Annotated in this window: 26 protein-coding genes; 16 read left to right on the top strand and 10 right to left on the bottom strand. The window is 64.3% G+C overall.

All coding sequences use genetic code 11. The annotated features are described in order from the left end of the window. Nucleotides 1–23: 23 nt before the first annotated feature. Nucleotides 24–788: a glycosyltransferase family 92 protein gene (locus LCM4577_RS32835; protein WP_157900524.1), complete on the bottom strand. Its 765-nt coding sequence runs from the start codon at nt 786–788 to the stop codon at nt 24–26. Between the two features lie 134 nt (nt 789–922). Continuing rightward, on the bottom strand, nt 923–1,156 hold the full coding sequence (locus tag LCM4577_RS32830) for a DUF2093 domain-containing protein (RefSeq protein ID WP_040986608.1): 234 nt from the start codon (nt 1,154–1,156) through the stop codon (nt 923–925). Between the two features lie 115 nt (nt 1,157–1,271). Between LCM4577_RS32830 and LCM4577_RS32825 the strand changes: the two genes are divergently transcribed. Next, entirely contained in the window at nt 1,272–1,874 is a 603-nt protein-coding gene (locus LCM4577_RS32825) for a hypothetical protein (protein WP_071074819.1), read from the top strand. 6 nt (nt 1,875–1,880) lie between these two features. Here LCM4577_RS32825 and LCM4577_RS32820 read toward each other — a convergent pair whose 3' ends face one another. Continuing rightward, on the bottom strand, nt 1,881–2,807 hold the full coding sequence (locus tag LCM4577_RS32820) for a LysR family transcriptional regulator (protein WP_071074818.1): 927 nt from the start codon (nt 2,805–2,807) through the stop codon (nt 1,881–1,883). Nucleotides 2,808–2,897: 90 nt separating this feature from the next. Between LCM4577_RS32820 and LCM4577_RS32815 the strand changes: the two genes are divergently transcribed. Continuing rightward, entirely contained in the window at nt 2,898–3,791 is an 894-nt protein-coding gene (locus LCM4577_RS32815; RefSeq protein ID WP_071074817.1) for a DMT family transporter, read from the top strand. Between the two features lie 190 nt (nt 3,792–3,981). Here the strand turns inward: LCM4577_RS32815 and mutL are convergent, their stop codons facing one another. Together mutL and LCM4577_RS32805 are read right to left on the bottom strand one after the other, a co-directional pair. Continuing rightward, complete coding sequence (gene mutL / locus LCM4577_RS32810) at nt 3,982–5,856, bottom strand: DNA mismatch repair endonuclease MutL (RefSeq protein WP_071074816.1); 1,875 nt, start codon at nt 5,854–5,856, stop codon at nt 3,982–3,984. Nucleotides 5,857–6,131: 275 nt separating this feature from the next. After that, entirely contained in the window at nt 6,132–7,034 is a 903-nt protein-coding gene (locus LCM4577_RS32805) for a LysR substrate-binding domain-containing protein (RefSeq protein WP_040986600.1), read from the bottom strand. Nucleotides 7,035–7,123: 89 nt separating this feature from the next. Here LCM4577_RS32805 and LCM4577_RS32800 point away from each other — a divergent pair, with 89 nt between their 5' ends. The 4 genes from LCM4577_RS32800 to LCM4577_RS32785 all read left to right on the top strand — a co-directional run bounded on the left by LCM4577_RS32800 (nt 7,124) and on the right by LCM4577_RS32785 (nt 11,626). Then, nucleotides 7,124–8,674: a trimethylamine methyltransferase family protein gene (locus LCM4577_RS32800; protein ID WP_071074815.1), complete on the top strand. Its 1,551-nt coding sequence runs from the start codon at nt 7,124–7,126 to the stop codon at nt 8,672–8,674. Between the two features lie 117 nt (nt 8,675–8,791). Next, the gene (locus LCM4577_RS32795) at nt 8,792–10,441 is read left to right on the top strand and encodes an ABC transporter substrate-binding protein (protein WP_071074814.1); all 1,650 of its coding nucleotides are present in this window, start codon (nt 8,792–8,794) and stop codon (nt 10,439–10,441) included. 110 nt (nt 10,442–10,551) lie between these two features. After that, on the top strand, nt 10,552–11,025 hold the full coding sequence (locus LCM4577_RS32790; RefSeq protein WP_041010426.1) for a DUF3828 domain-containing protein: 474 nt from the start codon (nt 10,552–10,554) through the stop codon (nt 11,023–11,025). A gap of 4 nt (nt 11,026–11,029) precedes the next feature. Continuing rightward, entirely contained in the window at nt 11,030–11,626 is a 597-nt protein-coding gene (locus LCM4577_RS32785) for a hypothetical protein (protein ID WP_071034572.1), read from the top strand. A gap of 11 nt (nt 11,627–11,637) precedes the next feature. On the opposite strand, the gene queF is transcribed toward LCM4577_RS32785, so the two are convergent. Continuing rightward, entirely contained in the window at nt 11,638–12,099 is a 462-nt protein-coding gene (queF, locus tag LCM4577_RS32780; protein ID WP_040986590.1) for a preQ(1) synthase, read from the bottom strand. Nucleotides 12,100–12,177: 78 nt separating this feature from the next. Here queF and LCM4577_RS32775 point away from each other — a divergent pair, with 78 nt between their 5' ends. Next, the gene (locus tag LCM4577_RS32775) at nt 12,178–14,223 is read left to right on the top strand and encodes an FAD-dependent oxidoreductase (protein ID WP_071074813.1); all 2,046 of its coding nucleotides are present in this window, start codon (nt 12,178–12,180) and stop codon (nt 14,221–14,223) included. A gap of 130 nt (nt 14,224–14,353) precedes the next feature. On the opposite strand, the gene LCM4577_RS32770 is transcribed toward LCM4577_RS32775, so the two are convergent. Then, nucleotides 14,354–14,761 carry a hypothetical protein gene (locus tag LCM4577_RS32770; RefSeq protein ID WP_041010450.1) on the bottom strand — a complete coding sequence of 136 codons (408 nt, stop codon included), beginning with the start codon at nt 14,759–14,761 and terminating at the stop codon, nt 14,354–14,356. Between the two features lie 140 nt (nt 14,762–14,901). Here LCM4577_RS32770 and LCM4577_RS32765 point away from each other — a divergent pair, with 140 nt between their 5' ends. Then, nucleotides 14,902–15,339, top strand: coding sequence for a MarR family winged helix-turn-helix transcriptional regulator (locus LCM4577_RS32765; protein ID WP_071074850.1), 438 nt, complete (start codon nt 14,902–14,904; stop codon nt 15,337–15,339). Here LCM4577_RS32765 and LCM4577_RS32760 read toward each other — a convergent pair. Continuing rightward, nucleotides 15,330–16,070, bottom strand: coding sequence for a polysaccharide deacetylase family protein (locus LCM4577_RS32760; protein WP_071074812.1), 741 nt, complete (start codon nt 16,068–16,070; stop codon nt 15,330–15,332). The two genes, LCM4577_RS32765 and LCM4577_RS32760, sit on opposite strands and share 10 nt — an antisense overlap. Before the next feature lie 207 nt (nt 16,071–16,277). Next, complete coding sequence (locus tag LCM4577_RS32755) at nt 16,278–18,347, bottom strand: bifunctional diguanylate cyclase/phosphodiesterase (protein WP_071034581.1); 2,070 nt, start codon at nt 18,345–18,347, stop codon at nt 16,278–16,280. Nucleotides 18,348–18,647: 300 nt separating this feature from the next. Between LCM4577_RS32755 and LCM4577_RS32750 the strand changes: the two genes are divergently transcribed. Further along, nucleotides 18,648–19,835 carry a glycine C-acetyltransferase gene (locus LCM4577_RS32750; RefSeq protein ID WP_071074811.1) on the top strand — a complete coding sequence of 396 codons (1,188 nt, stop codon included), beginning with the start codon at nt 18,648–18,650 and terminating at the stop codon, nt 19,833–19,835. A 219-nt stretch (nt 19,836–20,054) separates the two neighbouring features. Next, nucleotides 20,055–21,089: an L-threonine 3-dehydrogenase gene (tdh, locus tag LCM4577_RS32745; RefSeq protein ID WP_071074810.1), complete on the top strand. Its 1,035-nt coding sequence runs from the start codon at nt 20,055–20,057 to the stop codon at nt 21,087–21,089. A gap of 201 nt (nt 21,090–21,290) precedes the next feature. On the opposite strand, the gene LCM4577_RS32740 is transcribed toward tdh, so the two are convergent. After that, nucleotides 21,291–21,737, bottom strand: coding sequence for a MarR family winged helix-turn-helix transcriptional regulator (locus tag LCM4577_RS32740; RefSeq protein ID WP_071074809.1), 447 nt, complete (start codon nt 21,735–21,737; stop codon nt 21,291–21,293). A 131-nt stretch (nt 21,738–21,868) separates the two neighbouring features. Between LCM4577_RS32740 and hmgA the strand changes: the two genes are divergently transcribed. The 6 genes from hmgA to LCM4577_RS32710 all read left to right on the top strand — a co-directional run bounded on the left by hmgA (nt 21,869) and on the right by LCM4577_RS32710 (nt 26,285). Continuing rightward, complete coding sequence (hmgA, locus tag LCM4577_RS32735; RefSeq protein ID WP_071074808.1) at nt 21,869–23,182, top strand: homogentisate 1,2-dioxygenase; 1,314 nt, start codon at nt 21,869–21,871, stop codon at nt 23,180–23,182. Continuing rightward, a complete protein-coding gene (locus LCM4577_RS32730; protein WP_071074807.1) occupies nt 23,179–24,078 on the top strand; it encodes an MBL fold metallo-hydrolase in 900 nt (299 codons plus the stop codon). The genes hmgA and LCM4577_RS32730 overlap by 4 nt, the downstream gene beginning before the upstream one ends. Beyond that, nucleotides 24,075–25,100 (top strand): fumarylacetoacetate hydrolase family protein, encoded by a 1,026-nt coding sequence (locus LCM4577_RS32725; RefSeq protein WP_071074806.1) that lies wholly within the window; start codon nt 24,075–24,077, stop codon nt 25,098–25,100. The genes LCM4577_RS32730 and LCM4577_RS32725 overlap by 4 nt, the downstream gene beginning before the upstream one ends. A 3-nt stretch (nt 25,101–25,103) precedes the next feature. Beyond that, nucleotides 25,104–25,640 carry a DinB family protein gene (locus tag LCM4577_RS32720; protein WP_071074805.1) on the top strand — a complete coding sequence of 179 codons (537 nt, stop codon included), beginning with the start codon at nt 25,104–25,106 and terminating at the stop codon, nt 25,638–25,640. A 74-nt stretch (nt 25,641–25,714) separates the two neighbouring features. Beyond that, the gene (locus tag LCM4577_RS32715; RefSeq protein WP_040986570.1) at nt 25,715–25,972 is read left to right on the top strand and encodes a BrnT family toxin; all 258 of its coding nucleotides are present in this window, start codon (nt 25,715–25,717) and stop codon (nt 25,970–25,972) included. Continuing rightward, nucleotides 25,959–26,285, top strand: coding sequence for a BrnA antitoxin family protein (locus LCM4577_RS32710; RefSeq protein ID WP_071034595.1), 327 nt, complete (start codon nt 25,959–25,961; stop codon nt 26,283–26,285). The genes LCM4577_RS32715 and LCM4577_RS32710 overlap by 14 nt, the downstream gene beginning before the upstream one ends. The last annotated feature ends 22 nt before the right edge of the window (nt 26,286–26,307 follow it).

The raw sequence follows: 26,307 nt of genomic DNA, 5'->3' as shown, positions 1-26,307 counted from the left end.
CCCGCTCCCCGAGGCGGTCGCGCCTATCCCGCGCGCCGCATCGCTTTCAGGATCGCCTCGTCGCGCTCGACATTGAGCTTGCTTTCGAAATCGAAATGCCAATCCCTGTCGCGCGGCGCGGACGTCGAGGCGTCGCCGCGCCGGATTTTCTGGTCGAGGTCGGCGAGCGATCGTGACCAATAGTGATTGATCCTCAATATATCGAGCTTGGGAGGCATGCCGGGGACGATGATCCGTCGATGGGTATCCATCGCTTCGCCGGACAGGAATTTCGACAGATGGACGCCCGGCTTGTAGACCATGCGCGGGTTGACGATTGTCTTGGCTGTCGTGATGTCGGGTCCAGCTCGCATCGTGTAAGCTTCGACCAGCGGACCGTCAGGCCTTTCGACATGGCCGGAGGAGCCGTAAAAGGCCTGCCAGACACAGACGCCCGGCAGGTCGCGATAAGCATCAAGGACGGAGCGCACGTCACGCCCATCGGGCGCGAACAGAAACTCGTCGATATCGAACAGCCCGATCCACAGTGCTTCACGCCAGTGCCTGCGGATACAGTCCTTATAGGCCGACAACTGCCCCACCGGCCGGGGCCAATCGACCAGCGTGACCAGCCCTTGCTGGATGAACGGCTCCAACACGGTCGTGAAGTCGTCGGTCGAGAAATTGTTGTAGAGATAGAAATGCTCAAATCCCACGCTCTGGTGGAATCTGATCCATTCGGCGAGGAAAGGCGCTTCCTCGCGGAAGATGGCGCAGGCCGTCAGGTTGAATCGTGGGGCTTTAGACACTGCCCGCTCGCGCCAACTCGCACGCATGGTTAGCGGCATGCGGACAAAGGCCTTGAGAGATTTCCTGAAGTTTTTCAATGCGGTACCCTAAGCGCTGACAAGCTTGATTGCCACGGCGCATGGGCTCGCATGGCCTATCCCCGCTTGCGCAATTCCGGGTGCATCTCGATCTCGCGGGCAAGCGAGACCGCCGCGTTCACATAGGGCTCCTGCCGGGCGACGCTCCAATATTTGAGCTCGTCGAGGGGAATGTTCTCGCCCGTTACCGCGCAGCGCACGAATGAGCCGGGACTGGTGACCTGGAAGTCGCCGTCGAGATAGCGGATCCGGGCTTCCCTGCCGCCCGGGCCTTCGAAACGGTTCATCATGAAAGGACGCTTGCGTTCATCGGGGTTTCAATCGCCACAAATCGCAAGCAACGTCAAGCTTGACGCAATGCTCATCCGGTATGGCTGAGCTGCGAAATGGTTTCCGGAAGCCGGTATGGACATCACCTCGACCCGCTTGAACGCCCTGATCGGTGAAGCGCTCACCCCGCAGCCGGTGCCGTCGCCCAAGGCCGATCCGGCGGTGGCGGCCTTGATCAAGACGCTGGTCCAGCCGCAGGCGCCCTCGACGGGGCAGGCGGCGCAAATCGCGGCCCAGTCGCTGCAAAGCGCGCAGCCGCGCCCTGCCGCCCTGGCATCGCAACGCCTGTCGTCCTCCGAGGCCGAGGATGCTTACCGGGCTATCATGGAGCCCGATGCCGCCGCCGACGATGCGCCGGCTAGACCCCCGACGGGCAGGGCGGCGACGGATACCGATCAGGCTCGGCGCGGCTTTGCCTCACAACAGGCAGCGGTCGTCGACAATACGCCAAGGCCTGCGGTTGCGCCGRCATTGTCCACATTTTCGCCGGCCGTCGCTTCCGCCGCGATGCTGGTCGCGGCCAACGCCAATGCGCCGCAGCCGCGCGGTGCCGCTGTCCGTCCGGCCGGCCATGCGCCGCGCTCCGATTCCGTCGCGGTATCGCTCTGGACGATATCGGTCGTCACGGCCATCGTCTCGGCCGTGACCGCGACGATCATGGTTCTGTTGCTCCGCTGATCGCGTTTAGACGTCGTCCTGAAGGAAAGCTTCGAGCTTTTCCGGAGCAAGCCCAGCCTGTTCGGCAATGCGCCTGGCAAGGTCCGCCGCGGCCGCGCGCGGCCGGCCGACCGGGCGGTCCATCCAATAGGACACCGGATTGAGCGCAACGCGCTCATCGACGCCGACGATACGCCCGGATTGAAGCTGGTCTGCGGTCAGCGGCGGGCGCGCCAGCGCGACACCCAACCCGTGCGCCGCCGCGTCCAACACCAGATTATAGTCCTCGAAACGCCTGTCCTGCGGACGAGGACGGTAATCGACGTCTTGCGCGGCGAACCACGCGCGCCATGCGGACGCGTCGGAATCGTTGATCAGCGGGAACTTCAGCAGCCGGGCAGGATCGCCACGCCCGATCTCCTTGGCGAGCTCCGGCGAGGCGATGGGAAAAACCTGCTCCTCAAAAAGCTGCACCGAGACCCGGCCGGGGATGCGGCCGCGTCCGCAGCGCACCGAAAGATCGATGCCTTCGTCGGCGAGATCGGCCTGGCGGTTGTCGACGTCGAGCACGATGCGCAGCTTGGTCGGGCTGTTCTCGAGCGTTGCCATGCGCGGCATCAGCCAAAGCCCGCTGACCGACGGGATCGAGGCCAGCCGCACCACGGCGGTGCCGCGCGGCTCGACCCAGCGGTCGGAGTTGAACGAGATCAGCGCGAAGGCCTCGGCGGTCCGCAAATGCAGGCGGTTGCCCTCGATCGTCAGCGTGACGCCGCGCGCGTTGCGCTCGAACACTTTCAAGCCAAGCCAGTCCTCCAGCTTGGCGATCTGGCGGCTCACCGCGCCATGCGTGAGGTTGAGTTTTTCGGCCGCCGCCGAAAAGCTCCCCGTCCGCGCCGCCGCGTCGAAGGCGCGCAGGGTCTCGAGCGGCAGTATCTGGTCCGAGCTGTGATCCATGCTCACAGCTGACCCTCGAATTGGTCGTTTGTCAATCGGCCGGCAATAGCGTTTTCTGCCTCCATGACACGGAAAGACGAGGCTACGGCAATGAGCGCTTACACCGGCACATTGAATGGGACACAGCGCATGGACACCACCGCTGCGATCGCGGTGACGTTGACGGTGATCGGCTGGGCCTCGGCTTTCCCGGCGATCCGCGCCGGCCTTGCCGCCTTCCAGCCGCTGGAACTCGGCGCGCTGCGCTTTGCCATCGCGGCGGTCCCGGCCGCCATATTTCTCGCCGTGAAGCGTCCGGCGCTGCCCAGGATCGACGAGCTGTGGCGCTTTGCCTTCGGCGGCGCCATCTTCGTCGCGCTCTACACCGCCATGCTCAACTTCGGCGAGCTCACCGTCTCGGCGGGCGCGGCCGGCTTCATCATCAACGTCAGCCCGATCTTCACGGCCATCATGGCGATGGCCCTGCTCGGCGAGCGCTTTTCAGGTGTAGCCTGGCTGGGCACCGTCATTTCCTTCACCGGCATCGRCATCATCGCGGTGGCCGACGGGCACGGCCTRCATTTCAATGCCGGTGCGCTGCTGGTGCTGGGCTCGGCACTTTGTTCCGCCGTCAACACCATCGTGCAGAAGCCGCTCTTTGCCCGCCATCATCCGCTGACGATATCCGCTTCCAACATGGTGCTCGGCGCGCTCTGCCTGTCGCCCTTCCTGCCGGAAGCGTTTTCCCAGGCGGCGGTCGCCGACACCGCCGGTCTCGGTGCAGTCATCTATCTCGGCATCGTGCCTTCGTTGATCGCCTATGCCGCCTGGGCGACCGCGCTGTCGCGCCTGCCCGCCGCGCGCGCCTCGAACTTCCTCTACCTCGTCTCGCCGACCTCCGCACTGATCGGCTTCTTCTGGCTGGGCGAAGTGCCGTCGCTGCTCGGCATCCTCGGCGGCGCGCTGGCGCTGGGTGGCGTGATCGTGGTGAATTTGAAGCGGTAGATCAGGGGGTTGGGGCCAGGTCCTGGCTCAAGAAAAGAGCCGCTTCGAGCGGCTCTTTTCTTGCCCCCACCCCGCTGCTTCGCAGCGACCCTCCCCACAAGGGGGAGGGTTAAGGCGCGGCGCTCTACCTCCCCCTTGTGGGGAGGTCGGACCGAAGGTCCGGGTGGGGGGCTGCGCCCTATGTGGTTTCTCACCTTCGCCCGAACAACCTCTCAATATCGGCCAGCTTGAGCTCGATATAGGTCGGCCGGCCGTGGTTGCAGGTGCCGGACCCGGGCGTCGCTTCCATCTGGCGCAGCAGCGCGTTCATCTCCTCGGCCTTGAGCAGCCGGCCCGAGCGCACCGAGCCGTGGCAGGCCATGGTCGCCGCGATCTTGTCCAGCCGTTCTTTAAGTGTCTCGACCGTGTCGTTGTCGGCGATCTCGTCGGCAAGGTCGCGCACCAGCTGCTGCACATTGGTTTCGCCGAGCATCGAGGGCGTCTCGCGCACCGCCACCGCGCCAGGGCCGAAGCGTTCGAGGCCGAGGCCGAATTTGGCGAGCGTCTGCGAATGCATCGCCAGCCGCTCGGCATCTTCTTCCGGCAGGTCGACGATCTCGGGCAGCAAGAGCATCTGCGACGGCACCGCGCGCGAATGCAGCGCATTCTTCAGTGCTTCGTAGACCAGCCGCTCATGCGCGGCATGCTGGTCGACGATGACGAGCGAATCCCGCGTCTGCGCGACGATGTAATTCTCATGCACCTGCGCGCGCGCCGCGCCCAGCACCATGCCGAGAAGCGCCTCGGCCGGCTCGGCCATGCCGGCCCGCGCGTCGGCGCTGGCGAGCGGCCCGGTATCGAAGGCAGCCTGCTCGTTTTCGGCAAAACCATTGATTCGAGGTCTTGCCTCCCCGTAACCCATGTCGAGCGGTCGCTGCGCCGAGCGCAACGCATCGAAGCCGCCGGAGCCGGAAGCGTGATAGGCGGCCTCGTAGCTGCGGTGGCCGCCGGCCGGCCCCGGATGCGAATACGGCGCCGCCCCCGGCCGGAACGCCGCCATCATGCCGGCGGCGCCCGTCGTCGCCGCGCGGATACCCGCTCCGGCCAGCGCCTCGCGGATGGCGCCGACGATCAGCCCGCGCACCAGGCCCGGATCGCGGAAGCGCACATCGGCCTTGGCGGGATGGACGTTGACGTCGACAGTCGAGGGATCGAGCGACAGGAAGAGCACCGTCACCGCATGGCGGTCGCGCGGCAAAACGTCGGCGAAGGCGCCGCGGATCGCGCCGGCGATCAGCTTGTCGCGCACCGGCCGTCCATTGACATAGGCATATTGCTGCAGCGCGTTGGCGCGCGTGTAGGACGGGATCGAGACGTGGCCGGCAAGATGCACGCCGTCGCGCATGGCGTCGATGGCGATGGCATTGTCCGGGARATCCTTGCCCATCACCTGCGCGACGCGGGCGAGCCGGCCTTCCGGCGTGTCGCTGGTTGCCGGCAGCTCCAGTGTCGAGCGGTCGGCGCCGGCAAGCGTGAACCGTACAGCGGGAAAAGCGATTGCGATGCGCTTCACCACGTCGCTGGTGGCCGAGCTTTCGGCGCGCTCGCCCTTCATGAATTTGAGCCTCGCCGGCGTGGCGAAGAAAAGGTCGCGCACCTCGACCGTGGTGYCGCGGTTCGCCGCCGCCGGCTTCACCGGTAAGACGCGGCCGCCATCGATGCCGATCTCGGCCGCGCTGTCGCCGCTTGCGGTGCGCGAGCGGATCGACAGCCGCGCGACGGAACCGATCGAGGGCAGCGCCTCGCCGCGGAAGCCCAGCGAGCGGATATCGTGGATGTCGTCGGAGAGCTTGGACGTGCAGTGCCGCGCGACCGCCAGCGCCAGTTCCTGTTCGGGGATGCCCGACCCGTCATCGGTGACGCGGATGAGATTCAGCCCGCCACCGGCCGTGACGACCTCCACGCGCGAGGCGCCGGCATCAAGCGCATTCTCGACCAACTCCTTCACCACGCTCGCCGGACGCTCGATGACCTCGCCGGCGGCGATCTGGTTGATCATCGTTTCGGAAAGCTGGCGGATGGGCATAGGTGATTATAGGCGGATTCGAACGGCGTGGGGGAGGGGGAGGATGAGGCTGGCAACAGTTAATGCCGCGATCCTTCGCGCCCCCTCTGTCCTGCCGGACATCTCCCCCACGAGGGGGGAGATTGGCAGCTTCGCCGGTGGCGCTTCCCTTGCAACGTTGGAGATTGGCGAAGGCCAGCGCGAAATCCGATCTCCCCCCTCGTGGGGGAGATGGCCGGCAGGCCAGAGGGGGCGCTGTCCCGCCAGCGCTGCCTGCATCGCAGAGCCAGCGAAACCTAAGCCTGCGCCACCAGCCAGTCCCTCACCCTGCGCGCGTTGTCGCTGAGGTCGCGGTTCTTCGGCCAGATGACATGAAACCCGATGCCGGTCCTCATCACATGGTCGGTCACCGGCACCAGCAGGCCTGATGCCACCAGGCGCTCGACCAGATGCCGCCATCCGAGCGAGATGCCTTGTCCCTCCATCACCGCCTGTATCACCAGCGCATAGTCGTTGATGCGCAGGCCGCGCTCGGCATTGCGCAGGCTGGTCCCGGCGGACGCGAACCATTCGTCCCAGTTCGGCGCCTCGCGATAGGGCTCCTCGAGATGGATCAGCCGGTGCGTCGCCAGTTCCTCGACCGTCTTCGGCATGCCGAATTTGGCGAGATAGCTCGGCCCCGCGACCGGGAAGATCTCTTCCTCGGAGAGCGACAGCGAGTGGTAGTCCGGCCAGTCGCGCGGCACGCCGCCGCGCACGCCGAGCGGAATCCCCTCGGCGATGATGTCGAGGTCGCGGTCGGCGGTCTGGATGCGTAGATCGATGCCCGGCAGTTCGTCCCGGAACTGCTGCAGGCGCGGCATCATCCAGAACGATCCAAAGGCGGTTGAGGCTGCCAAGGTCACATGCCCGCCGGTCGCCTGCAGGCGAAGGTCCTCCGCCGATTTGCGGATGTGGGACAGGCCGAGCGAGACGTCGGCATGGAAACGCTCGCCGGCTTCGGTCAGAAGCACCTGGCGGTGGCGTCGCTGGAACAGCTTGGCGCCGAGCTGCTCCTCCAGCCCGCGCACGGCATAGGAAACGGCGGCCTGCGTCATGCCAAGCTCGCGACCGGCGGCGGTGAAGCTCGACAGACGGCCCGCGGCCTCGAAGACGATGAGGCTGCCGGCCGAGGGCAGGAGGTGGCGCAGGCTTCGCATAAGGTGAGCTTATACAGAAGATCAGGATTTTCCAGCGTCACAGCCATATTTTCCCTCGCTAACGTGAGTGGCGGGAAGAAGGAGCCTCCATGAACGCACCGGCCGTTGAATTGACTGAACAGACCCACCGCCGCGGCGGCGGCCGCCTCGGGCGCAAGGCGCTGCGCAGTGCCCCGATCGCTTCCTTTCCGACGCTGGTGCGCAAGATCCCGGTCTACGAGATCGTGCCCGACGAGGCGGTGGAGCTGATCCACGAGGAATCGCTCAAGATCCTCGAGGAGGTGGGGTGCGAATTCCGCGATGACGGGGCGATCGCGCTATGGAAAGCGGCGGGCGCCGACGTCCGGGAAACGCGCGTCCGCATCGACCGCGCGTTGCTGATGGAACTCGTCTCGAAGGTTCCGCCCGAATTCACGCTGAACGCCCGTAATCCCGAGCGCACCGTGCGCGTCGGCGGCAAGAACTCGATCTTCGTGCCGATGTATGGCGCGCCCTACGTCCGCGATCTCGACAACAAGCGGCGCTACGGCACGCTGGCCGACCTGAACAATTTCCATAAGCTCGCCTACATGGCGCCGGCGCTGCATTCCTCGAGCTCGGTCATCTGCGAGCCGATGGAAATCGCCGTGCCGAAGCGGCATCTGCACATCATCCACTCGGCGCTGAAACATTCCGACAAGCCGTTCATGGGCATCGTGACGTCGAAGGAGCGTGCCGAGGACACGATGGCGATGGCCGGTATCGTCTTCGGCGAGGAGTTCGTGCGCGACAATCCGGTGCTGGTGGCGATCACCAACTGCAATTCGCCGCTGGTGTGGGACGCCACCATGATCGACGCCATGCGGGTCTATGCGAGCCATAATCAGCCGCTGATCCTGGCGCCTTTCGCGCTCTGCGGCGCCTCGACGTCGGCTTCCGCCGTCGGCGCGGTGGCGCAGGTCAACGCCGAGGCGCTTGCGGGCGTGGCTTTGACCCAGCTCATCCGGCCCGGCTCGCCGCAGCTCTACGGCCAGTTCATGGTCACCGTCGACATGAAGACCGGCGCGCCGATGGGCGGCACGCCGGAAGCGGCCCAGATGATGTATCTGATGGGCGCGCTGGCGAGGAAATATAAGCTGCCGTGGCGCACCTCCGGCTTCCATGTCGGCTCCAAGCTCAACGACGCGCAGGCCGGCTACGAGGCGAACATGCTGATGCATGCCGCGATCCTTTCCGGCGCCAACTACATCTGGCATGTCGCCGGCTGGCTCGAAGCGGGGCTGACCTGCGGCTATTCGAAATTCGCGACCGACTGCGAGCAGCTGGTCGGCTGGTACAAATATGCCGGCGGCGTGTCCTTCGACGATTTCAAGGACGCGATGGCGGCGATCCGCGAGGTCGGTCCGCAAGGGCATTTCCTCGGCACGCAGCATACGCTCGAGCATTTCGAGAGCGCCTTCTTCATGCCCAACATCATGGACTTCAATTCCTTCGAACAGTGGAGCGCCGAGGGCGCGAAGGACCACGACACGCGCGGCCTCGAGAAGGCGCGCAATATGCTCGCCGACTACCAGGAGCCGAAGCTCGACGAGGGCATTGCCGAAGGTCTCAGGGATTTGATCGCGCGGCGTGAGGAAAAGCTGCCGGACAGCGTTAGTTGATGGATAGCAGCGTCGGAGCATGATCCCGAAAAGTGGGAACCGGTTTTCGGGATCATGCTCCGACAAAGAGTTAGACCAACCGGGCGAAGACCTGAAGAAACCAATGGGAGAAAGAGAATGACACTGTTCAGAAGCAATGGCGACCGGGTCCCGGCCGCGATCGAAGCGATGGCCGAGGAGGCGCGCGCGGGCCGGGTAGACCGGCGCGAATTCCTGGCGCTGGCGAGCGCCTTCGGCGCATCGACGGCTTTCGCCTATGGCATGCTCGGCCTTGCCGCGCCGACCAAGGCGCTGGCCGACGAGCCGAAGAAGGGCGGCACGCTGCATGTCGCGATGTCGGTCAAGGCGCAGAAGGACCCGCGCACCTATGACTGGACGGAGATGGCGAATGTCACCCGCACATGGTTGGAGCCGCTGGTGCGCTACACGCACCAGTTCACCTTCGAGCCGGTGCTGCTCGAAAGCTGGGACGTCAATGACGACGCCACCGAATACACGCTGCATCTGCGCAAGGGCGTCACCTGGAACAATGGCGATGCCTTCAACGCCGATGACGTGGTCGCCAACCTCAACCGCTGGTGCGAGAAGGGGGCTTCCGGCAACTCGATGGCCGCCCGCGTCGGCGCGCTGATCGACACCAAGACCGGCAAGGCCAAGGACGGGGCGATCACCAAGGTCGACGACCATACGGTCAAGCTGAAGCTCAACGAACCCGACATCGCCATCATCCCCGGCTTCACCGACTATCCGGCGCTGGTCGTGCATCGCGACTTCGACAAGGACGGCGCCGATCCGATCAAGAAGCCGATCGGCACCGGTGCATTCGAGCTGGTGTCCTATGCGGTCGGGTCGAAAGCGGTCGTCAAACGTCGCGAGAATGGCAAATGGTGGGGCGGCGAAGCGCCGCTCGACGGGGTGGAGTTCATCGACTACGGCACGGACTTCAACGCCACGTTGAATGCCTTCGATTCCGGCGAGATCGATCTCGATTTCGAAACACCGGCCGATTTCATCGACCCGCTCGACAAGATGGATCTGGTGAAATCCGAGGTCGCGACGGCGACCACGCTCGTTGCCCGCACCAACGTCACCCACAAGCCCTATGACGACAAGCGGGTGCGCAACGCGCTGCAGATGGCGGTCGACAACAACCAGGTGATGCAGCTCGGCTATAACGGCCGCGGCACGGTCGGCGAGAACCACCACGTCGCCCCGATCCATCCCGAATACTACCCGCTGCCCAAGAAGGAGCGCGATGCCGCCGGCGCCAAGAAGCTGATGGCGGAAGCAGGCCAGGCCGACTTCGAGCATGAGCTGATCACGGTCGAGGACGAGTGGCAGAAGAATACCGGCGACGCCATCGCCGGCCAGTTGCGCGACGCCGGCATCAAGGTGAAGCGCACGGTGCTACCAGGCTCGACCTTCTGGAACGACTGGACGAAATATCCCTATTCCATGACCATCTGGTACATGCGCCCGCTGGGCGTGCAGGTGCTGGCGCTCGGCTACCGCACCGGCGAGGCCTGGAACGAGACGGCCTACTCCAATCCGGAGTTCGACGCCAAGCTCAAGGAGGCGCTGTCGCAGATCGACGTCGCCAAGCGCAAGGAGGTGATGAAGGATGTCGAGGCGATCCTGCAGGACTCCGGCGTCATCATTCAGCCTTTCTGGCAGAAGCTCTATTGCCACATGAACAAGAAGGTGAAGAACTACTCGATGCACCAGACCTATGAAATGGACTTCCAGAACGTCTGGCTGGATGCCTGAGCGCGCCCGGGCTTCATGAGCCGCAAAGACTTCATGAGCCGCAAAAAAGGCGATATGCAGGATGCGTGGTGGCGAGCTTGCCGCCACGCACCGAACCCCGGAGATCCTGCATGAAGCCGATAGTGCTTGCCGCTGTCTTCTCGATTGCCTTGCCCGGCGCCGCGTTTGCCGGGCCGGCGTCCAACGCCGTGAAGTTCTTCTATGTGCCGGCAGTGAAGTTCGAGGCGGACGCCAAATACCGTGACCGTTTCACCGAGCCGGTCACGAAGCTGTTCGAGGCCAACGACAAGGCGCAGAAGGAGAAGCCCGACGAGGTGTCCTGCATCGACTTCGACCCGGGCCTCGATGCCCAGGATTTCGACCAGAAGACCCTGTCGAAGACGCTGAAGCTCACCGAGACCGTCAATGGCGACATCGCCGAGGTGACGGCAAGCTTCAATCTTTTCCCGGAAGGCGATGACTCCAAACGCGAAATGGTGTGGTCGCTGAAGAAAGTGGACGGCAAGTGGAAGATCGCCGACATCAGCTCCAAGACCAACGACTGGAAACTCAGCGCGCTGGAATGCGGCGCCTCGACGGAGTGATGCCGTGCTTCGCCGCTTTCTCCTCGCGCTGGCGAGCTTGTCGATGCTGGCCGCGGGGCTGAACGGCGGCGCCTCTGCGCAGGGGCTCTTCGGCGCGCCGCCGCCAAAAGCCTCATCCGGCGACAATACCTCGCCGCCCGCGGTCGACACGGCGCCGCCCGCAGCCACCGCGCCGGAAAGCAAGCCGGACGAACCGGCGCCTGTCGCCCCTGTTCTGCCCGGGTCGCCTACGGCGGTGGTGAAGCCCTTCTACGAGCATCTCGGGCTGGAGCTCGATCCCGCTCAGCGCAAGAACTTCGTCGATCCGGCGAAGACGGTTCTCGACAAGAGTGATGCGCTGCGCGCCTCGGGGCAGGGCGAATGCCTCGATCCCAATATGGCGCTCGACAATGCCGACTATGACAAGCTCGCCATCGACCGCAGTCTGCGCACCATCGAGGCCGTCAATGGCGACCAGGCCAAGGTGGTCGTGGCCTTCGTCGTCGAGGGCCACCAGCACCGCCTGGAATGGAAGCTGAGGAAGGTCGGCGGCGGCTGGAAGGTCTCCGACCTTCTGTCGGTCACCGGCGAATGGGCGCTCAGCCAGTACCAATGCGAATGATGGTGGTTAACTCAGCCTCTTCCGCGATAGGGCGCAACGCCGGTGTCGGGCAGCCAGGCGTCCTTGGGCGGCGCGCCGGTCTGCCAGAAGACGTCGATCGGAATGCCGCCGCGCGGGAACCAGTAGCCGCCGACGCGCAGCCAGAGCGGTTTCGTAGCCTCGACAATACGGCGGCCGATCATCACGGTGCACTCCTCGTGGAAGGCGCCGTGGTTGCGGAACGAGGTCATGAACAGTTTCAGCGACTTCGATTCCACCAGCGTCTTGTCCGGCGCATAGTCGATGACGATGTGGGCGAAGTCGGGCTGGCCGGTGACCGGGCACAGCGAGGTGAATTCGGGACAGGTGAAGCGCACGATCGCCGGCGGGCCGTCGCCGCGCTGGAACGGCACGGTCTCCAGGACCGCCTGTTCGGGGCTCTGTGGCGTCTCGACGTGCTTGCCGAGCTGGGTGAGGTTCTTGGCGTCAGTCATAAGCGGCTCCTTGCCGCAACCCAATTTGGGGCGGCTTCGTTGGGCGCTCCTTAACATGAATGAAATGGCAGGAAGAAGATGACCAGCAACGACCCGCTTCTCCAACCTTACCAGCTCAAGCACCTGACGCTGAAGAACCGGGTGATGTCGACCAGTCATGAGCCAGCCTATTCCGAGGACGGCATGCCGAAGGAGCGCTACCGGCTCTACCATGCCGAGAAGGCCAAGGGCGGCATGGCGCTGACCATGACGGCGGGTTCGGCCATCGTCTCGCGCGACAGCCCGGCCGCCTTCGGCAATCTGCATGTCTATGACGACCGCATCGTGCCGTGGCTCGCCGAGCTGGCGGATGCCTGCCACGAGCATGACTGCAAGGTGATGATCCAGATCACCCATCTCGGCCGCCGCACCGGCTGGAACAAGGCCGACTGGCTGCCGGTGCTGTCGGCCTCGCCGGTGCGCGAGCCGGCGCACCGCGCCTTCCCGAAGACCATCGAGGAGTGGGACATCGAGCGCATCGTCGCCGATTATGCTTCGGCCGCGCAGCGCTGCCAGGCGGCCGGCCTYGACGGCATCGAGTTCGAATCCTACGGGCACCTGATGGACGGCTTCTGGTCGCCTTTGACCAACCATCGCGACGACGAGTTCGGCGGCTCGCTCGACAATAGGCTGCGCTTCACCGACATGGTGCTCGACGCCGTGCGCGCCGCCGTCGGCGACAAATTCGTCGTCGGTATCCGCATGGTCGCCGACGAGGATTTCGAAAAAGGTCTGTCGAAGGAGGAGGGCGTCGAGATCGCCCGGCGCCTCGCCAATTCCGGCAAGGTCGATTTCCTCAACATCATCCGCGGCACGATCGAGACCGATGCGTCGTTGACCAAGGTCATCCCGGTGACCGGCATGCGGTCCTCGCCGCATCTCGATTTCGCCGGCGAGGTGAGGGCGGCGACCAAGTTCCCGACCTTCCACGCGGCGCGCATTTCCGACGTCGCCACCGCCCGCCACGCCATCGCCACCGGCAAGCTCGACATGGTCGGCATGACGCGCGCCCACATCGCCGACCCGCACATCATCCGCAAAGTGATGGAAGGCCGCGAGCACGAGATCCGGCCTTGCGTCGGCGCCACCTATTGCCTCGACCGTATTTATGAAGGCGGCGAGGCGCTGTGCGTCCACAACGCCGCGACCGGGCGCGAAGCGACGGTTCCGCACATCATCGCGAAGAGCGAAGGACCGAAGAAGAAAGTCGTGGTGGTGGGCGCCGGCGCCGGCGGCCTGGAAGCCGCACGCGTCGCCGCCGAGCGCGRCCATCAGGTGACGGTGCTCGAAGCCTCCAGCCAAGCCGGCGGCCAGGTTCGGCTCGCCACCCAGAATCCGCGCCGCAAGGAGCTGATCGGCATCGTCGACTGGCGGCTGGCCGAGCTCGACCGCCTTGGCGTCGAGATCCGCTACGACACCTGGGCCGAGAAGGACGACGTGCTGGCGTTGGCGCCGGATGTGGTGATCGTGGCGACCGGCGGCATGCCGCAGAACCCGCCGCTGACGGAAGGCGACAATCTCGTCACCTCGAGCTGGGACATCATGGCCGGCAGCGTCAAGCCGGCCGAGAACGTCCTGCTCTACGACGACAATGGCGGCCATCAGGGCATGGGCGCCGCCGAACTCATCGCCAACAGCGGCTCGAAGCTGGAACTGGTCTCGCCGGAGCGCTTCTTCGCGCCGGAAATAGGCGGCATGAATCACGTGCCCTATATGCGCGCCTTCCACGAAAAGGGCGTCACTGTAACCATCAACACCCGCCTGCGTTCAGTGCGGCGCGAGGGCAACCAGCTCGTCGCCGAGCTCGCTTCGGATTTTGCCGACGGTTGGCGCGGCGAGCGGCGCGTCGACCAGGTGGTGGTCGAGCATGGCACCGCGCCGCTCGACGACCTCTACCTTGCGCTGAAGCCACTGTCGAAGAATGGCGGCGCGGTCGACTATGAGCGGCTGGTGAACGGCGGCGACATCTTCCCGGCGCGCAATGCCGAAGGCGGTTTCGTGCTGTTTCGCATCGGCGACGCGGTCGCTTCGCGCAACATCCACGCCGCTATCTATGACGGCATCCGGTTCGGCATCAGGATATGACCGGGCAAGGCGCGATCGGAAGAGATCATGCCCGAACAAAAAGACGCGCAACGGACCTTTGCAAGGAGAGCCACCTGCCGCTCTGGTCCGTTGCGCGCCGCGCCCGGTCGGATTCGCCGGCCGTGCGATGTCAAAATAGCTTGGCGGTCGCCATACAGAACACGGTGATGACCAGCAGCCCGCCGGCGATGCGTTCGCCTCTGGTCATTTTTGCCCGCAGCTCAGTCTGCGTCGCTTGATCGGCGCCGGCCAGCTGCCTGCTGGCGGAGGCCACAAGCGCGCCCTGCACCCCGGCGGCGATCAGCGCCGTCAAAATGCCCAGCGCCAGCACCTTCTCCATCGGGCCGAACGCGCCTTCATGGAAGAAATACCAGAGCAGTATGCCGGTCAGGAAAACCAGGCCGGAGGCGCCAAGCTGCGGCCGGATGAAGCGTTCCGCCTTGATCTCCGGGTCGCGGGCGACAGCGATGGTCGTGCCGGCCCAGAACACGCCGGCCATGACGTGCAGGCCGATGGTGACGATGTAGACATATTGCATGACCGCATTCCTCTCTGCCACCCGCCGCGCCGCAGCCATACCGCGACGCCATCAATAAGACAAAGTTAGATATCTAACGATTAGATGTCAATGCACGGAGCCGAGTTCCACCTTGCCATTGCATGCTCTACTGTCACGTCATGACACCGTTTGACCGCCCGCCCGTCGGCATGAATCTCGCCCGCACCTCGAAAGTGGTGGCCCAGGCTTTCGATGCCGCCATGGCCGAAGCCGGCGGCACGCTGCCGGTCTGGCTGACCTTGCTGTCGGTCAAGTCGAAGGAACTCGCGAACCAGCGGGAGCTTGCCGGCATGATCGGCATCCAGGGCGCGACGCTCACCCATCACCTCAACGCCATGGAGGCGCAGGGGTTGCTGACGCGCCGCCGCGATCCGGAAAACCGCAGGGTCCATCAGGTGGCGCTGACCGAGGCCGGCGAAGTGTTGTTCGAGAAGCTGCGCCTCGCGGCGGTCGCCTTCGACAAGCGGCTGCGGGCCGGTATTCCCGATGACAGGCTGGCCGAATTCGCCGAGATGCTGGCGATGCTGAGGGCGAATGCCGAGGGGCCTCAGTCGTAACCTGCTATCGCTCCGAAGGCGTAGTGGCGAAGCCTGAGCGCCGCGATCAGCGCCGTCAATTTCGCCTTGCCGTCGAAGGTGTCCTGGAACATCTCGTCATGCATGAGCAGGATCAGCTTGTTCGGCCTGGCGAAATGGCTGTAGGCGAACAGATGGTCGATCTCGCTGACCAGATGGTCGACGCTCTGCACCGGCTTGCCGCTGTCCTCATGGACCCATTCGTGGTCCCAGCCATAAAGCCAGAAGCCCGAGGCCGCGACGAATTCGTAATCCGGATCCTCGCGACCGGCCTCGGCCAGCCCCAGCGAATTGTCGTCCTTTGAGTAATTGGGCAGCCGGAACACGTCGCGCCCCGGCAGCCGCGCATGCACGGCCGGCTTGAGGCCCAGCACGGCATTGGCCCTCAGCATGTCGGCGACCACGCCCTCGGTATTGCCGTAGAAATGCCGGTAGTGATTGTAGGCATGGCTGTAGCTGTGGTTGCCGATCGTCACCAGCGGCATGGATTTCGCCCGCTGCAGCAGCACCCGGTTGGCGGCATTCGCCTCGGCATGCATGCCGACCATGAACAAAGTCGCCGGCACCTGCTCGGCCTGCAGCACRTCGAGGATGTTGCTGGTGCCGTTCAGCGGACCGTCGTCGAACGTGAGGTAGATGGTGCGATCGGCGGCCAAAGCCGGCGACACAACCAACAATAGCAGCGGCAGCGCAAGACGAAGCGGTATCCGCAAAAACTGCTTGCGATCATGGCAAGACACTATTGCAGCGTGGGTCTTATCGAGCATGACTGGATGCCGAGATGCGTTGAGATTCAGGTCAGGCCGAGTCGAAAATGGTGGTTTCCGAGAACCGGAGCGGAGCGTACTTAAAGTACGTGAGCGCCGGAAGCGCAGGAAGCCGCCATTTGCAGGCCGGCCTCACCTGAATATCGGCGCATCTCAGGCCAGGCTGCCTTGCAGCACTTTCAGCTTCGCCTTCTTCGGGCTGCGCGCGGTCAGCCATTCGCGGGCCTTGTCCTGCGGCATCGGGAAGGCGATCGAATAGCCCTGCACCTGGTCGCAGCCGATCGCCATCAGCGAGTCGAGCTCCGCCTCGGTCTCGGCGCCCTCGGCGACGATCGAAATGCCCAAGCCCCGGGCTAGTTCGGTGATGGCGCGCACGATCTTGGAGTTGTCGCCATTCTCGTTGATGTTCTGGACGAAGCGGCGGTCGATCTTCAGCCGGTCGATCTCGTTCGGGTTCACGTGGCTGAGCGAGGCGTAGCCGGTGCCGAAATCGTCGAGCTCGAGATGCACGCCGGCGGCGCGGATGTGGCGGAGCTTTGCGGCGATGCCGGTCTTCTCGTCGTCGAGGATGACGGATTCGACGATCTCCAGCGCCAGCTTTTGCGGTGGCAGTCCCGCGCGCTCCAGCGTGCCGAACAGGAAGGTGTCGAAATCCGCCTCGCGCAACTCGGTGCCCGAAACATTGACGGCGATGCGCCCGAAATCGATGCCGGCGCGGTTCCATTCAGCGGCTTCCTCGATCGCCTTGCTGATGACGATGCGGCCGATATCCGGCATGAAGCCGCATTTCTCGGCGACGGGAATGAACTCGCCGGGCGAGATCATGCCGCGCGTCTCGTGCCTCCAGCGCACCAACGCCTCGATGCCGCTGATCTTGCCGCTGGTCAGCGACACCTGCGGCTGGAAATAGACCTCGAAGCTCCTGTTGGCGATCGCCGTGCGGATGTCCTGTTCGAGCTGCTTGCGATAGTCGAGCTCGCGGCGCAGCTCCTCGGAGAAGAAGGAGAAGTTGCCGCCGCCGAGCTTCTTGGCGGAATAGAGCGCCAGGTCGGCATGGACGAGCAGGTCCTGCGCGTTGTCGGCGTCGACCGGATAGACCGCGATGCCGGCGCTGGCGCCCGGCATGATGGTCGTGCCCTGGAAAGTGATCGGCTCGTTGATCTCGCCGAGGATGCGCTTGGCGAGCGCATGGATGTCCTCGGTGGTGCCGGCGCCGTTGAGGATCATGACGAACTCGTCGCCGCCGAGCCGGGCGCAGAGGTCCGACGCCCGGCAGGAATCGCGCATGCGTTGCGCCGTCACCACCAGCACATAGTCACCGGCGGCATGGCCAAGCGTATCGTTGATCTGCTTGAAACGATCGAGGTCGAATTGGATCACCGCCAGACGCTCGCGGCGGCGGTGCGCGCCCTTGATCAACGTGTCGAAATGGTCGGTGAGGAAGGTGCGGTTGTGAAGCCCCGTCAGCCCGTCATGCACGGCGATGAAAGCCATCGAGTTGCGCGCGTCGACCAACTCACGCGTCTTGCGCAGGATGGCGTTGGACATCGGCCGGAAGATGAACAGCGCCACCAGCACGATGACGCCGAGGGTGGCGAAAAACAACGTGCGGTGCAGGTCGAGGATGTTGCTGGATTTTTGGTCGGCGAAGGCGCTGATGCGCTGGCCGAGAGCGGCATAGCCGGACATGGTCGCGTTGGCGACGGAAGCGTCGAGGCCGACGCGGTCGCCGTCGCCCTTGTAGCCGTCGCTCTGCATGCCGAGTTGCGACGCGAAGGACGACACCAGCCTGTCGCCATTGGCGACGAGGCCGACCGAGAAGTAGTCTAGGTGGAACGGCTTGCTGAACAGCACATATTCGATCGACTTCGGATCGTTGCGTGCCGGCGAGAGCGGATCGGCGCCGGTCTCCTTGAGCAGCCGATCGTAATTGGTCTCGAACTCGCCGGTCGCCTGCTTGAGCGCGGTGACCAGCGCCGGCTGCTTGTCGCGCGAGGCGGCACCCGTGGCGCTGGCCAGGAAGACGATGCGCTGCGAGAGCGCCTTCTGCATCGAGACGATGTCGAGCAGCGCATGATTGTGCTGCTGCTGCGCCATCAATTGCTGCAGAAGGACGAAGGAGGCGATCACCATGGCGGCGATGATAGTCAGCGCCAGCCAGTAGCCGGTCTTGATGAGCAGGATCAGCTTGCGCGAAAGGCTCTGCACTGGCTGCTGCGACATAACTTAAGTGACCCCTCCGGTCGACGGATTCCTGCCCTGGATACGGCGGGAAAACGCTTGCCTGGAAAGAGTTAACGGGTCGGCAAGGGATGCCTGCGGCCGTCATGGCGGCTTGGCAAAGCTCGCAAGATGGTTATCACGTCCTTTCCCGCTTACCCCATTTTTGATCCTATTGCCGCAGCGCCATGGCAAAAGGATTGCGATCGGGCTTTCGCGACGCCACCGAAGCGGTCGCTTTTGCGATGGATTTTTTGCAGCCGTGGCGCGACAGTCCGGCCTCGAAGCGAACAGGGCCGGACCATGAGCAAAGCATTCCTTTCCCATATCGACAGCGAGCTCCAAGGCCTGAAATCGGCCGGGCTCTACAAATCCGAGCGGGTGATTTCCTCCGTGCAGTCCGCCGAGATCGAGGTGGGCGGGCAGAAGGTGCTGAACTTTTGCGCCAACAACTATCTCGGCCTCGCCGACAGCCCGGACCTGCGCGACGCGGCAAAGCAAGCGCTCGACCGCTACGGCTACGGCATGGCCTCGGTGCGCTTCATCTGCGGCACGCAGGAGGAGCACAAGGAGCTCGAGGCGACGATCTCGTCCTTCCTCGGCATGGAGGACACCATCCTGTACTCTTCCTGCTTCGACGCCAATGGCGGCTTGTTCGAGACGCTGCTCGGCGAAGAGGACGCAATCATCTCCGACGCGCTGAACCATGCTTCGATCATCGACGGCGTGCGGCTCTCCAAGGCCAAGCGTTTCCGCTACGCCAACAACGACATGGCTGATCTCGAAGCTCGCCTGAAGGAGGCGAAGGATTGCCGCTTCCGGCTGATCGCCACCGACGGCGTCTTCTCGATGGACGGCATCATTGCCAACCTCAAGGGTCTCTGCGACCTTGCCGAAAAATACGATGCCATGGTCATGGTCGACGACAGCCACGCGGTCGGGTTCGTCGGCAGGAACGGCCGCGGCTCGGCCGAGCATTGCGGCGTCGAGGGCAGGGTGGATATCATCACCGGCACGCTCGGCAAGGCGCTGGGCGGCGCCTCGGGCGGCTACACCTCGGGCAAAAGCCAGGTGGTCGACTGGCTGCGCCAGCGCTCGCGGCCCTATCTCTTCTCCAACACGCTGATGCCGGCGATCGCCGGCGCCTCGATCAAGGTGTTCGACCTGATCCGCCATGGCGATGCGCTGCGCCAGCGCCTATATGCCAATGCGGACCGGTTCCGGTCTCAAATGGGCAAGCTGGGCTTCACGCTCGCCGGCGCCGATCATCCGATCATCCCGGTGATGCTGGGCGATGCCGCCCTGGCGCAGGAGATGGCGCAGCGCATGCTGAAGCGCGGCATCTACGTCATCGGTTTCTCCTTCCCCGTGGTCCCGAAGGGCCAGGCGCGCATCCGCACGCAGATGTCGGCCGCCCATTCCAGCGCCGACATCGACCGCGCGGTCGAGGCGTTCGGCGCGGTCGGGCGTGAACTTGGTATAGTTGGATGAATTTGCAGATGTCTTCGCTCTACGGCGCCCCCCTCTGTCCTGCCGGACATCTCCCCCACAAGGTGGGAGATCAGCAGCTTCGGTGCCGGCGCCTTCCTTCGATGTTGGAAATTGGCGAAGGCCGTCGTGACGGCCAATCCCCCCCAAGTGGGGGAGATGTCCGGCAGGACAGAGGGGGGCGCGAAGGAACGCAAGCCTCCAACCCATTGGGAGATCCTGATGTCGAACATGATGAAGGCGCTGGTGAAGGCCAAGGCCGAGCCGGGCATCTGGATGGAAGAGGTGCCGGTGCCGGAGATCGGCCCTAACGACGTGCTGATCAAGGTCAGGAAGACCGCGATCTGCGGCACCGACGTCCATATCTACAATTGGGATCAGTGGGCRCAGAAGACCGTGCCGGTGYCGATGGTGACCGGCCACGAATTCGTCGGCACGGTTGCCGATTAYGGCGCGGCGGTCACCGAATACAAGGTCGGCCAGCGCGTTTCCGGCGAGGGCCATATCGTCTGCGGCCATTGCCGCAACTGCCGCGCCGGGCGAGGGCATCTCTGCCGCAACACGCTCGGCGTCGGCGTCAACCGCCCCGGCGCCTTCGGCGAGTACATGGCGATCCCGCAGCACAATGTCGTGCCGATCCCCGACGACGTGCCGGACGAGATCGCCGCCATCTTCGATCCATTGGGCAATGCCGTGCATACGGCATTGTCCTTCGACCTGGTCGGCGAGGACGTGCTGGTCACCGGCGCCGGCCCGATCGGCATCATGGGCGCGCTGGTGGCGCAATGCGTCGGCGCGCGCAAGGTCGTCATTACCGACATCAACCCGGTCCRCTTGGATCTGGCGCGGAAACTCGGCGTCCAGCATGTCGTCGACGCTTCGAAGGAAAAGCTGCGTGACGTCATGCCGTCGATCGGCATGAACGAAGGGTTCGACGTCGGGCTGGAAATGTCGGGCGCCGCGCCAGCCTTCCGCGACATGATCGACACCATGAACAATGGCGGCAAGATCGCCATTTTGGGCATCGCCCCGACCGGCTTCGAGATCGACTGGAACAAGGTCATCTTCAAGATGCTGCATCTCAAAGGCATCTACGGCCGCGAGATGTTCGAGACCTGGTACAAGATGATCGCGCTGGTGCAGGGGCCGTTGGATGTATCGGGGCTGATCACGCACCGCATTGGGATCGACGATTTTCAGGTTGGCTTCGACGCGATGCGGAGCGGCAGTTCGGGCAAGGTGGTGATGGATTGGTAGGTGCTTCGACGCAGACGCCGAGTTCCTTCGCCCCCTCTCTGTCCTGCCGGACATCTCCCCCTCAAGGGGGGAGATCAGCCGTTACGACCGCCTTCGCTAATAGCAGACGTTGCAAGACGAGCGCCGTCCCCGCAGCTGCCAATCTCCCCCCAAGAGGGGGAGATGTCCGGCAGGACAGAGAGGGGGGCTCGCGCCAGCCTATCAGCTTTTTTCTTCCAGAGCTTTCTCCAGCGCAGCCACGCCTTCCACGATCGCCATCCGCTCATCCGCGCTCAGCTTCCCCAGCAGCTCCCTTTCAAACGCCTTAGCGAGCGGCACCATCTCGCGATAGGTGGCGAGCCCCGCTTTAGTCAGCGCCAGGTGTTCGACACGCCGATCATTCTCGTCCGGCGTGYGCACCAGCCAGCGCCGTCGCTCCAGTTCGGCCACAGCCCTCGACACCTTGGTCTTGTGCATAGCCGACTGCTCGCCGAGTTCCGTCGCCGTCATCATGCCGTGCTGGCCGAGGCCTGACAGCGTTCGCCATTCCGGGCGCGTCAGGCCGTGGCGGTCCTTGTAGATGCGCGAAAACTCGCGGCTGACGGTGTCGGCCAACCGGTAGAGCCGGTAGGGCAGGAAGCTTTCCAGCTCGAGGATATCTGGTTCCATGAAGCGCTCCCGGGATGCAGCGCGGCCGTTGATAGTTACATTTTCGATGGTTACAAATGAAACCAGTTTGGTCAACATCGCCGGCAGGCCGCGTCTCGGGACGCTTGCAAGCCGAGATCAGGGAGGATCGGATGGGTTTTTCCTACATGCCGGGCTTCGGCAACGATTTCGAGACAGAGACGCTACCCGGCTCGCTGCCGCAGGGTCGCAACTCGCCGCAGCGGCCGGCCTATGGGCTCTATGCCGAGCAGCTTTCGGGCTCGCCCTTCACCGCGCCGCGCGGCACCAACGAGCGTTCCTGGCTCTACCGTATCCGCCCGAGCGTAAAGCACACCGGCCGCTTCAAGGGCACGAGCTACCCCTTGTGGAAGACAGGCCCCAACATCGGCGACCACGAGCTGGCGCTCGGCCAATACCGCTGGAACCCGACGCCGATGCCCACGGAGCCGACCGACTTCATTTCCGGCATGCGTACCTTCACCACCGCCGGTGACGCGGTCGGCCAGTCCGGCATGGCCGCGCATGTCTATGTGGCCAATCGCTCGATGGTGGATGACCACTTCTTCAACGCCGACGGCGAGTTGCTGGTCGTGCCGCAGGTTGGCGCGCTGCGCTTCGTCACCGAGATGGGCGTCATCGAGCTTCGCCCCGGCGAGATCGCCGTGCTGCCGCGCGGCCTCGTCTTCAAGGTCGAGCTCGCCGACAAGGAAGCGCGCGGCTATGTCTGCGAGAATTACGGCGCGAAATTCACCATGCCGGACCGCGGACCGATCGGCGCCAACTGCCTGGCCAATCCGCGCGACTTCAAGACGCCCTGCGCCTGGTTCGAGGAGAAGGAGACGCCGTGCCGGTTGATCGTAAAATGGTGCGGCACCTTCCATGTCACCGAGCTCGGCCATTCACCGCTCGACGTCGTCGCGTGGCACGGCAACTATGCGCCCTACAAATATGATCTCGCGACGTTTTCTCCGGTCGGCGCCATCCTGTTCGACCATCCCGACCCGTCTATTTTCACCGTGCTGACGGCGCCGAGCGGCGAGGAGGGCACGGCCAATGTCGATTTCGTCATCTTCCCGCCGCGCTGGCTGGTGGCGGAAAACACCTTTCGGCCGCCTTGGTACCACCGCAACATCATGAGCGAGTTCATGGGCCTGATCCACGGCCAGTACGACGCCAAGGAGGAAGGTTTCGTCCCCGGCGGCATCAGCCTGCACAACCAGATGCTGGCGCATGGACCGGACGCTTCCGGCTTCGAGAAGGCGACACGGGCCGAGCTGAAGYCGGTCAAGCTCGACAACACCATGGCCTTCATGTTCGAGACGYGCTTTCCCCAGATGCTGACCCGCTATGCCGCCGAACTCGGCACCTTGCAGGAGAACTACATCGACTGCTGGGCCGACCTGAAGAAGCGTTTCAACGGCACCCCGGAAGGCGATTGGTCTTGAGCGCCGAAGCAGCGGACCGACTCGTCCTGCTCGGCTCCAAGGGTGGTCCGGCGTTGCGGCCGGGTGGTCCATGGCCGAGCTCGTCGCTGCTGGAACTCGGTGGGCGGAACATCGTCGTCGATTGCGGGCTCGGCGTCACGCGCGGCCTGGTCGATGCCGGCATCAGCCTCAAGGCGCTCGACCTGGTCTTTATAACGCATCTCCATTCGGACCACGTTCTGGAACTCGGGCCGCTGATCCACACGGCCTGGACAGCGGGGCTGGCAACGCCGGTGACCGTTTTCGGTCCGCCCGGCACCGGCCGTTACTGGCAACAGTTCTGCCAGGCGATGGCGTTCGACATCGAGATCCGCATCGTCGACGAAGGCAGGCCGGACATTCGCGACCTGATCAAGGTCGAGGAATTCGCCGAGGGGGCGGTTCTGAACGAGCGGGGTCTGACGGTGACGACGTTGCGTGTCGACCATCCGCCGGTGACCGACTGCTTTGCGCTGCGTTTCGAGCATGGCGGCAGGAGCGTGGTGTTCTCCGCCGACACGGCCTTTTTCCCGCCGCTGGCCGGGTTTGCGCGGGGCGCCGACATCCTCGTCCATGAAGCCATGCTCGCGGAAGGCGTGGAAAGGCTGGTCGCCAGGACTGGCAATGGGGCGCGGCTGCGTGAGCACCTCTTCGCCAGCCATAGTCTGGCCGAAGAGGCGGGCCGTATCGCCAGCGATGCCGACATGCGGCGGTTGGTCCTCAACCATCTCATTCCGGCCGACGATCCCGCCATCGGTGAAGCCGACTGGACCGATGCTGTGAGGAAAACATGGTCCGGTGACTTGACGATCGCCCGCGACGGCCTTGTTGTACAGCTAAGCGGCGGCGAGGCCGCGTCTGGAGAGGAAACCGCATGAAGCTTGCCACCTTGAAGAACGGGACCCGCGACGGGAAGCTGGTCGTGGTCTCGCGCGATCTGACGCGGTTCACGGACGCTTCCTTTCTGGTGCCGACGCTGCAGGCAGCGCTCGACGATTGGCGCCGCATCGCGCCGCACCTGGCGGCCATGGCGGAATCGCTCGAGACCAACGCAGTGCCTTCGGCGCGCTTCCATGAGCACGACGCCCATTCGCCGCTGCCGCGCGCCTATCAATGGGCGGATGGTTCGGCTTACGTGAACCATGTTGAACTGGTGCGAAAGGCGCGCGGCGCCGAGATGCCTGCAAGCTTCTGGACCGACCCGCTGATCTACCAGGGCGGCTCGGACTCCTTCATTGCGCCGCGCGATCCGATCCGCATGGCGGATGAGAGCTTCGGCATCGACATGGAGGCGGAAGTCGCCGTCATCGTCGACGACGTGCCTATGGGCGCCTGGCTGGAGGAGGCGAGGGAGGCGATCCGCCTCGTCATGCTGGTCAACGACGTCACGCTGCGCGCCATCACCGGGCCGGAGCTTGCCAAAGGCTTCGGTTTCTTCCAGTCGAAACCGTCTTCGGCTTTCTCGCCGGTCGCGGTCACGCCCGACGAGCTGGGCGATGCCTGGGATGGCGGCAAGGTCAATCTCGCGCTGCTCGTCGACCTCAACGGCAAGCCCTTCGGCCGCGCCAATGCCGGCGTCGACATGACCTTCGACTTCCCGGCGCTGATCACGCATGCCGCGAAGACGCGGCCGCTCGCCGCCGGCACCATCATCGGCTCCGGAACCGTCTCCAACAAGCTCGATGGCGGCCCGGGCAAGCCGGTCTCGGCGGGCGGCGCCGGCTATTCCTGCATCGCCGAGCTGCGCATGATCGAGACCATCGAGAGCGGCGAGCCGAAGACGCCCTTCCTGCGTTTCGGTGACACTGTGCGCATCGAGATGAAGGACAAGGCCGGCCATTCGATCTTCGGCGCCATCGAGCAGAAGGTCGAGAAATACGAGGGGGAGGAAGGAAGCTGAAGAGTGACCCTGCTCGACCATCTGCGCCGCATGGCGCGCAACAATCTGTGGTCGAACGACCGGCTCTACCGTGCCGTGCTGGCGATGCAGCCCGGCGAGTTCGATGCCAAGCGCACCAGCTTCTTCCCGTCGATCAAGGAGACGTTCAACCACATCCTCGCGGTCGACCGTCTCTATCTCGATTTCCTGACCGATGGCGGCCTAGGCGCCGCAGCCTATGACGACTACGTGCCGTTCGACCATGCGGCGAGCCTTGCCGAGGCGCAGGCGGATTTCGACCGCAAGCTGATCGCCTTCTGCGACGGCCTGTCGGAGGCCGATCTCGACCGGCGCGTCATCACCGACCGGCGCGAGGACGGCAAGATCCCCGAACGCATCGGCGATATCCTCGCGCATGTCTTCCTGCACGACATCCATCATCGCGGCCAGGTGCACGCGATGCTCTCCGGCACTTCCGTCGCGCCGCCGCAGCTCGACGAATTCCTACTCGACTACGACCAGAAGCTCAGAAAGGATGAAGTCGAGCGACTGGGTTTGTGAACAAGACGACCGGCTTGAAAAATTATTGTAGTTACGAAAATTATTGACTTAATTATTGTAGGTACATAAATTCAATGAAGATCGTTTGGGATGAGCCGAAGCGGCTGGCCAACATTGAGAAGCACGGGTTGGATTTTGCGGCGTTGGATGAGGAGTTCTTCCTTGCGTCGACGATCCGAGCGGCCAAAGCTGGTCGGTTCATGGCGATTGGTCGGATGGTCGGCGGCGTGGTTGCAGTGGTCTTTGCCCGGCTTGGCTCCGAAGGCATCTCGATTATTTCGATGCGACCGGCCAACCAGACGGAAAGGAGATTGTTCGATGGCGAAAGCTAAGCTGAACATCAGGAAGCCTGACAAGGAGTTCAAGGCAGGCAAGGGCTTTACGAAAGAGGATTGGGACGCCGTTTCGGACAATCCGGAGTGGACCGACGAGGACTTTCGAAACGCTCGCCCCTTTAACGAGGTCTTCCCCGACCTTGCCGAGAGCATTCGCCGCTCGCGCGGCCGGCCGGCGCTCGACAATCCGAAGAAACAGGTGACGCTGCGGCTGGACAGCGACGTGATTGCCCGCTTCCGCGACGGCGGACCCGGCTGGCAGAGCCGGATCAACGATATCCTGCGCAAAGCCGTCGGCCTTCAAAAGTAGCTCCAAGCATCACTGGATCGAC

This window comes from Mesorhizobium sp. LCM 4577 (assembly GCF_001854795.2).
Classification (GTDB): domain Bacteria; phylum Pseudomonadota; class Alphaproteobacteria; order Rhizobiales; family Rhizobiaceae; genus Mesorhizobium; species Mesorhizobium plurifarium.
This window is presented reverse-complemented; position numbering and strand designations above follow the sequence as displayed.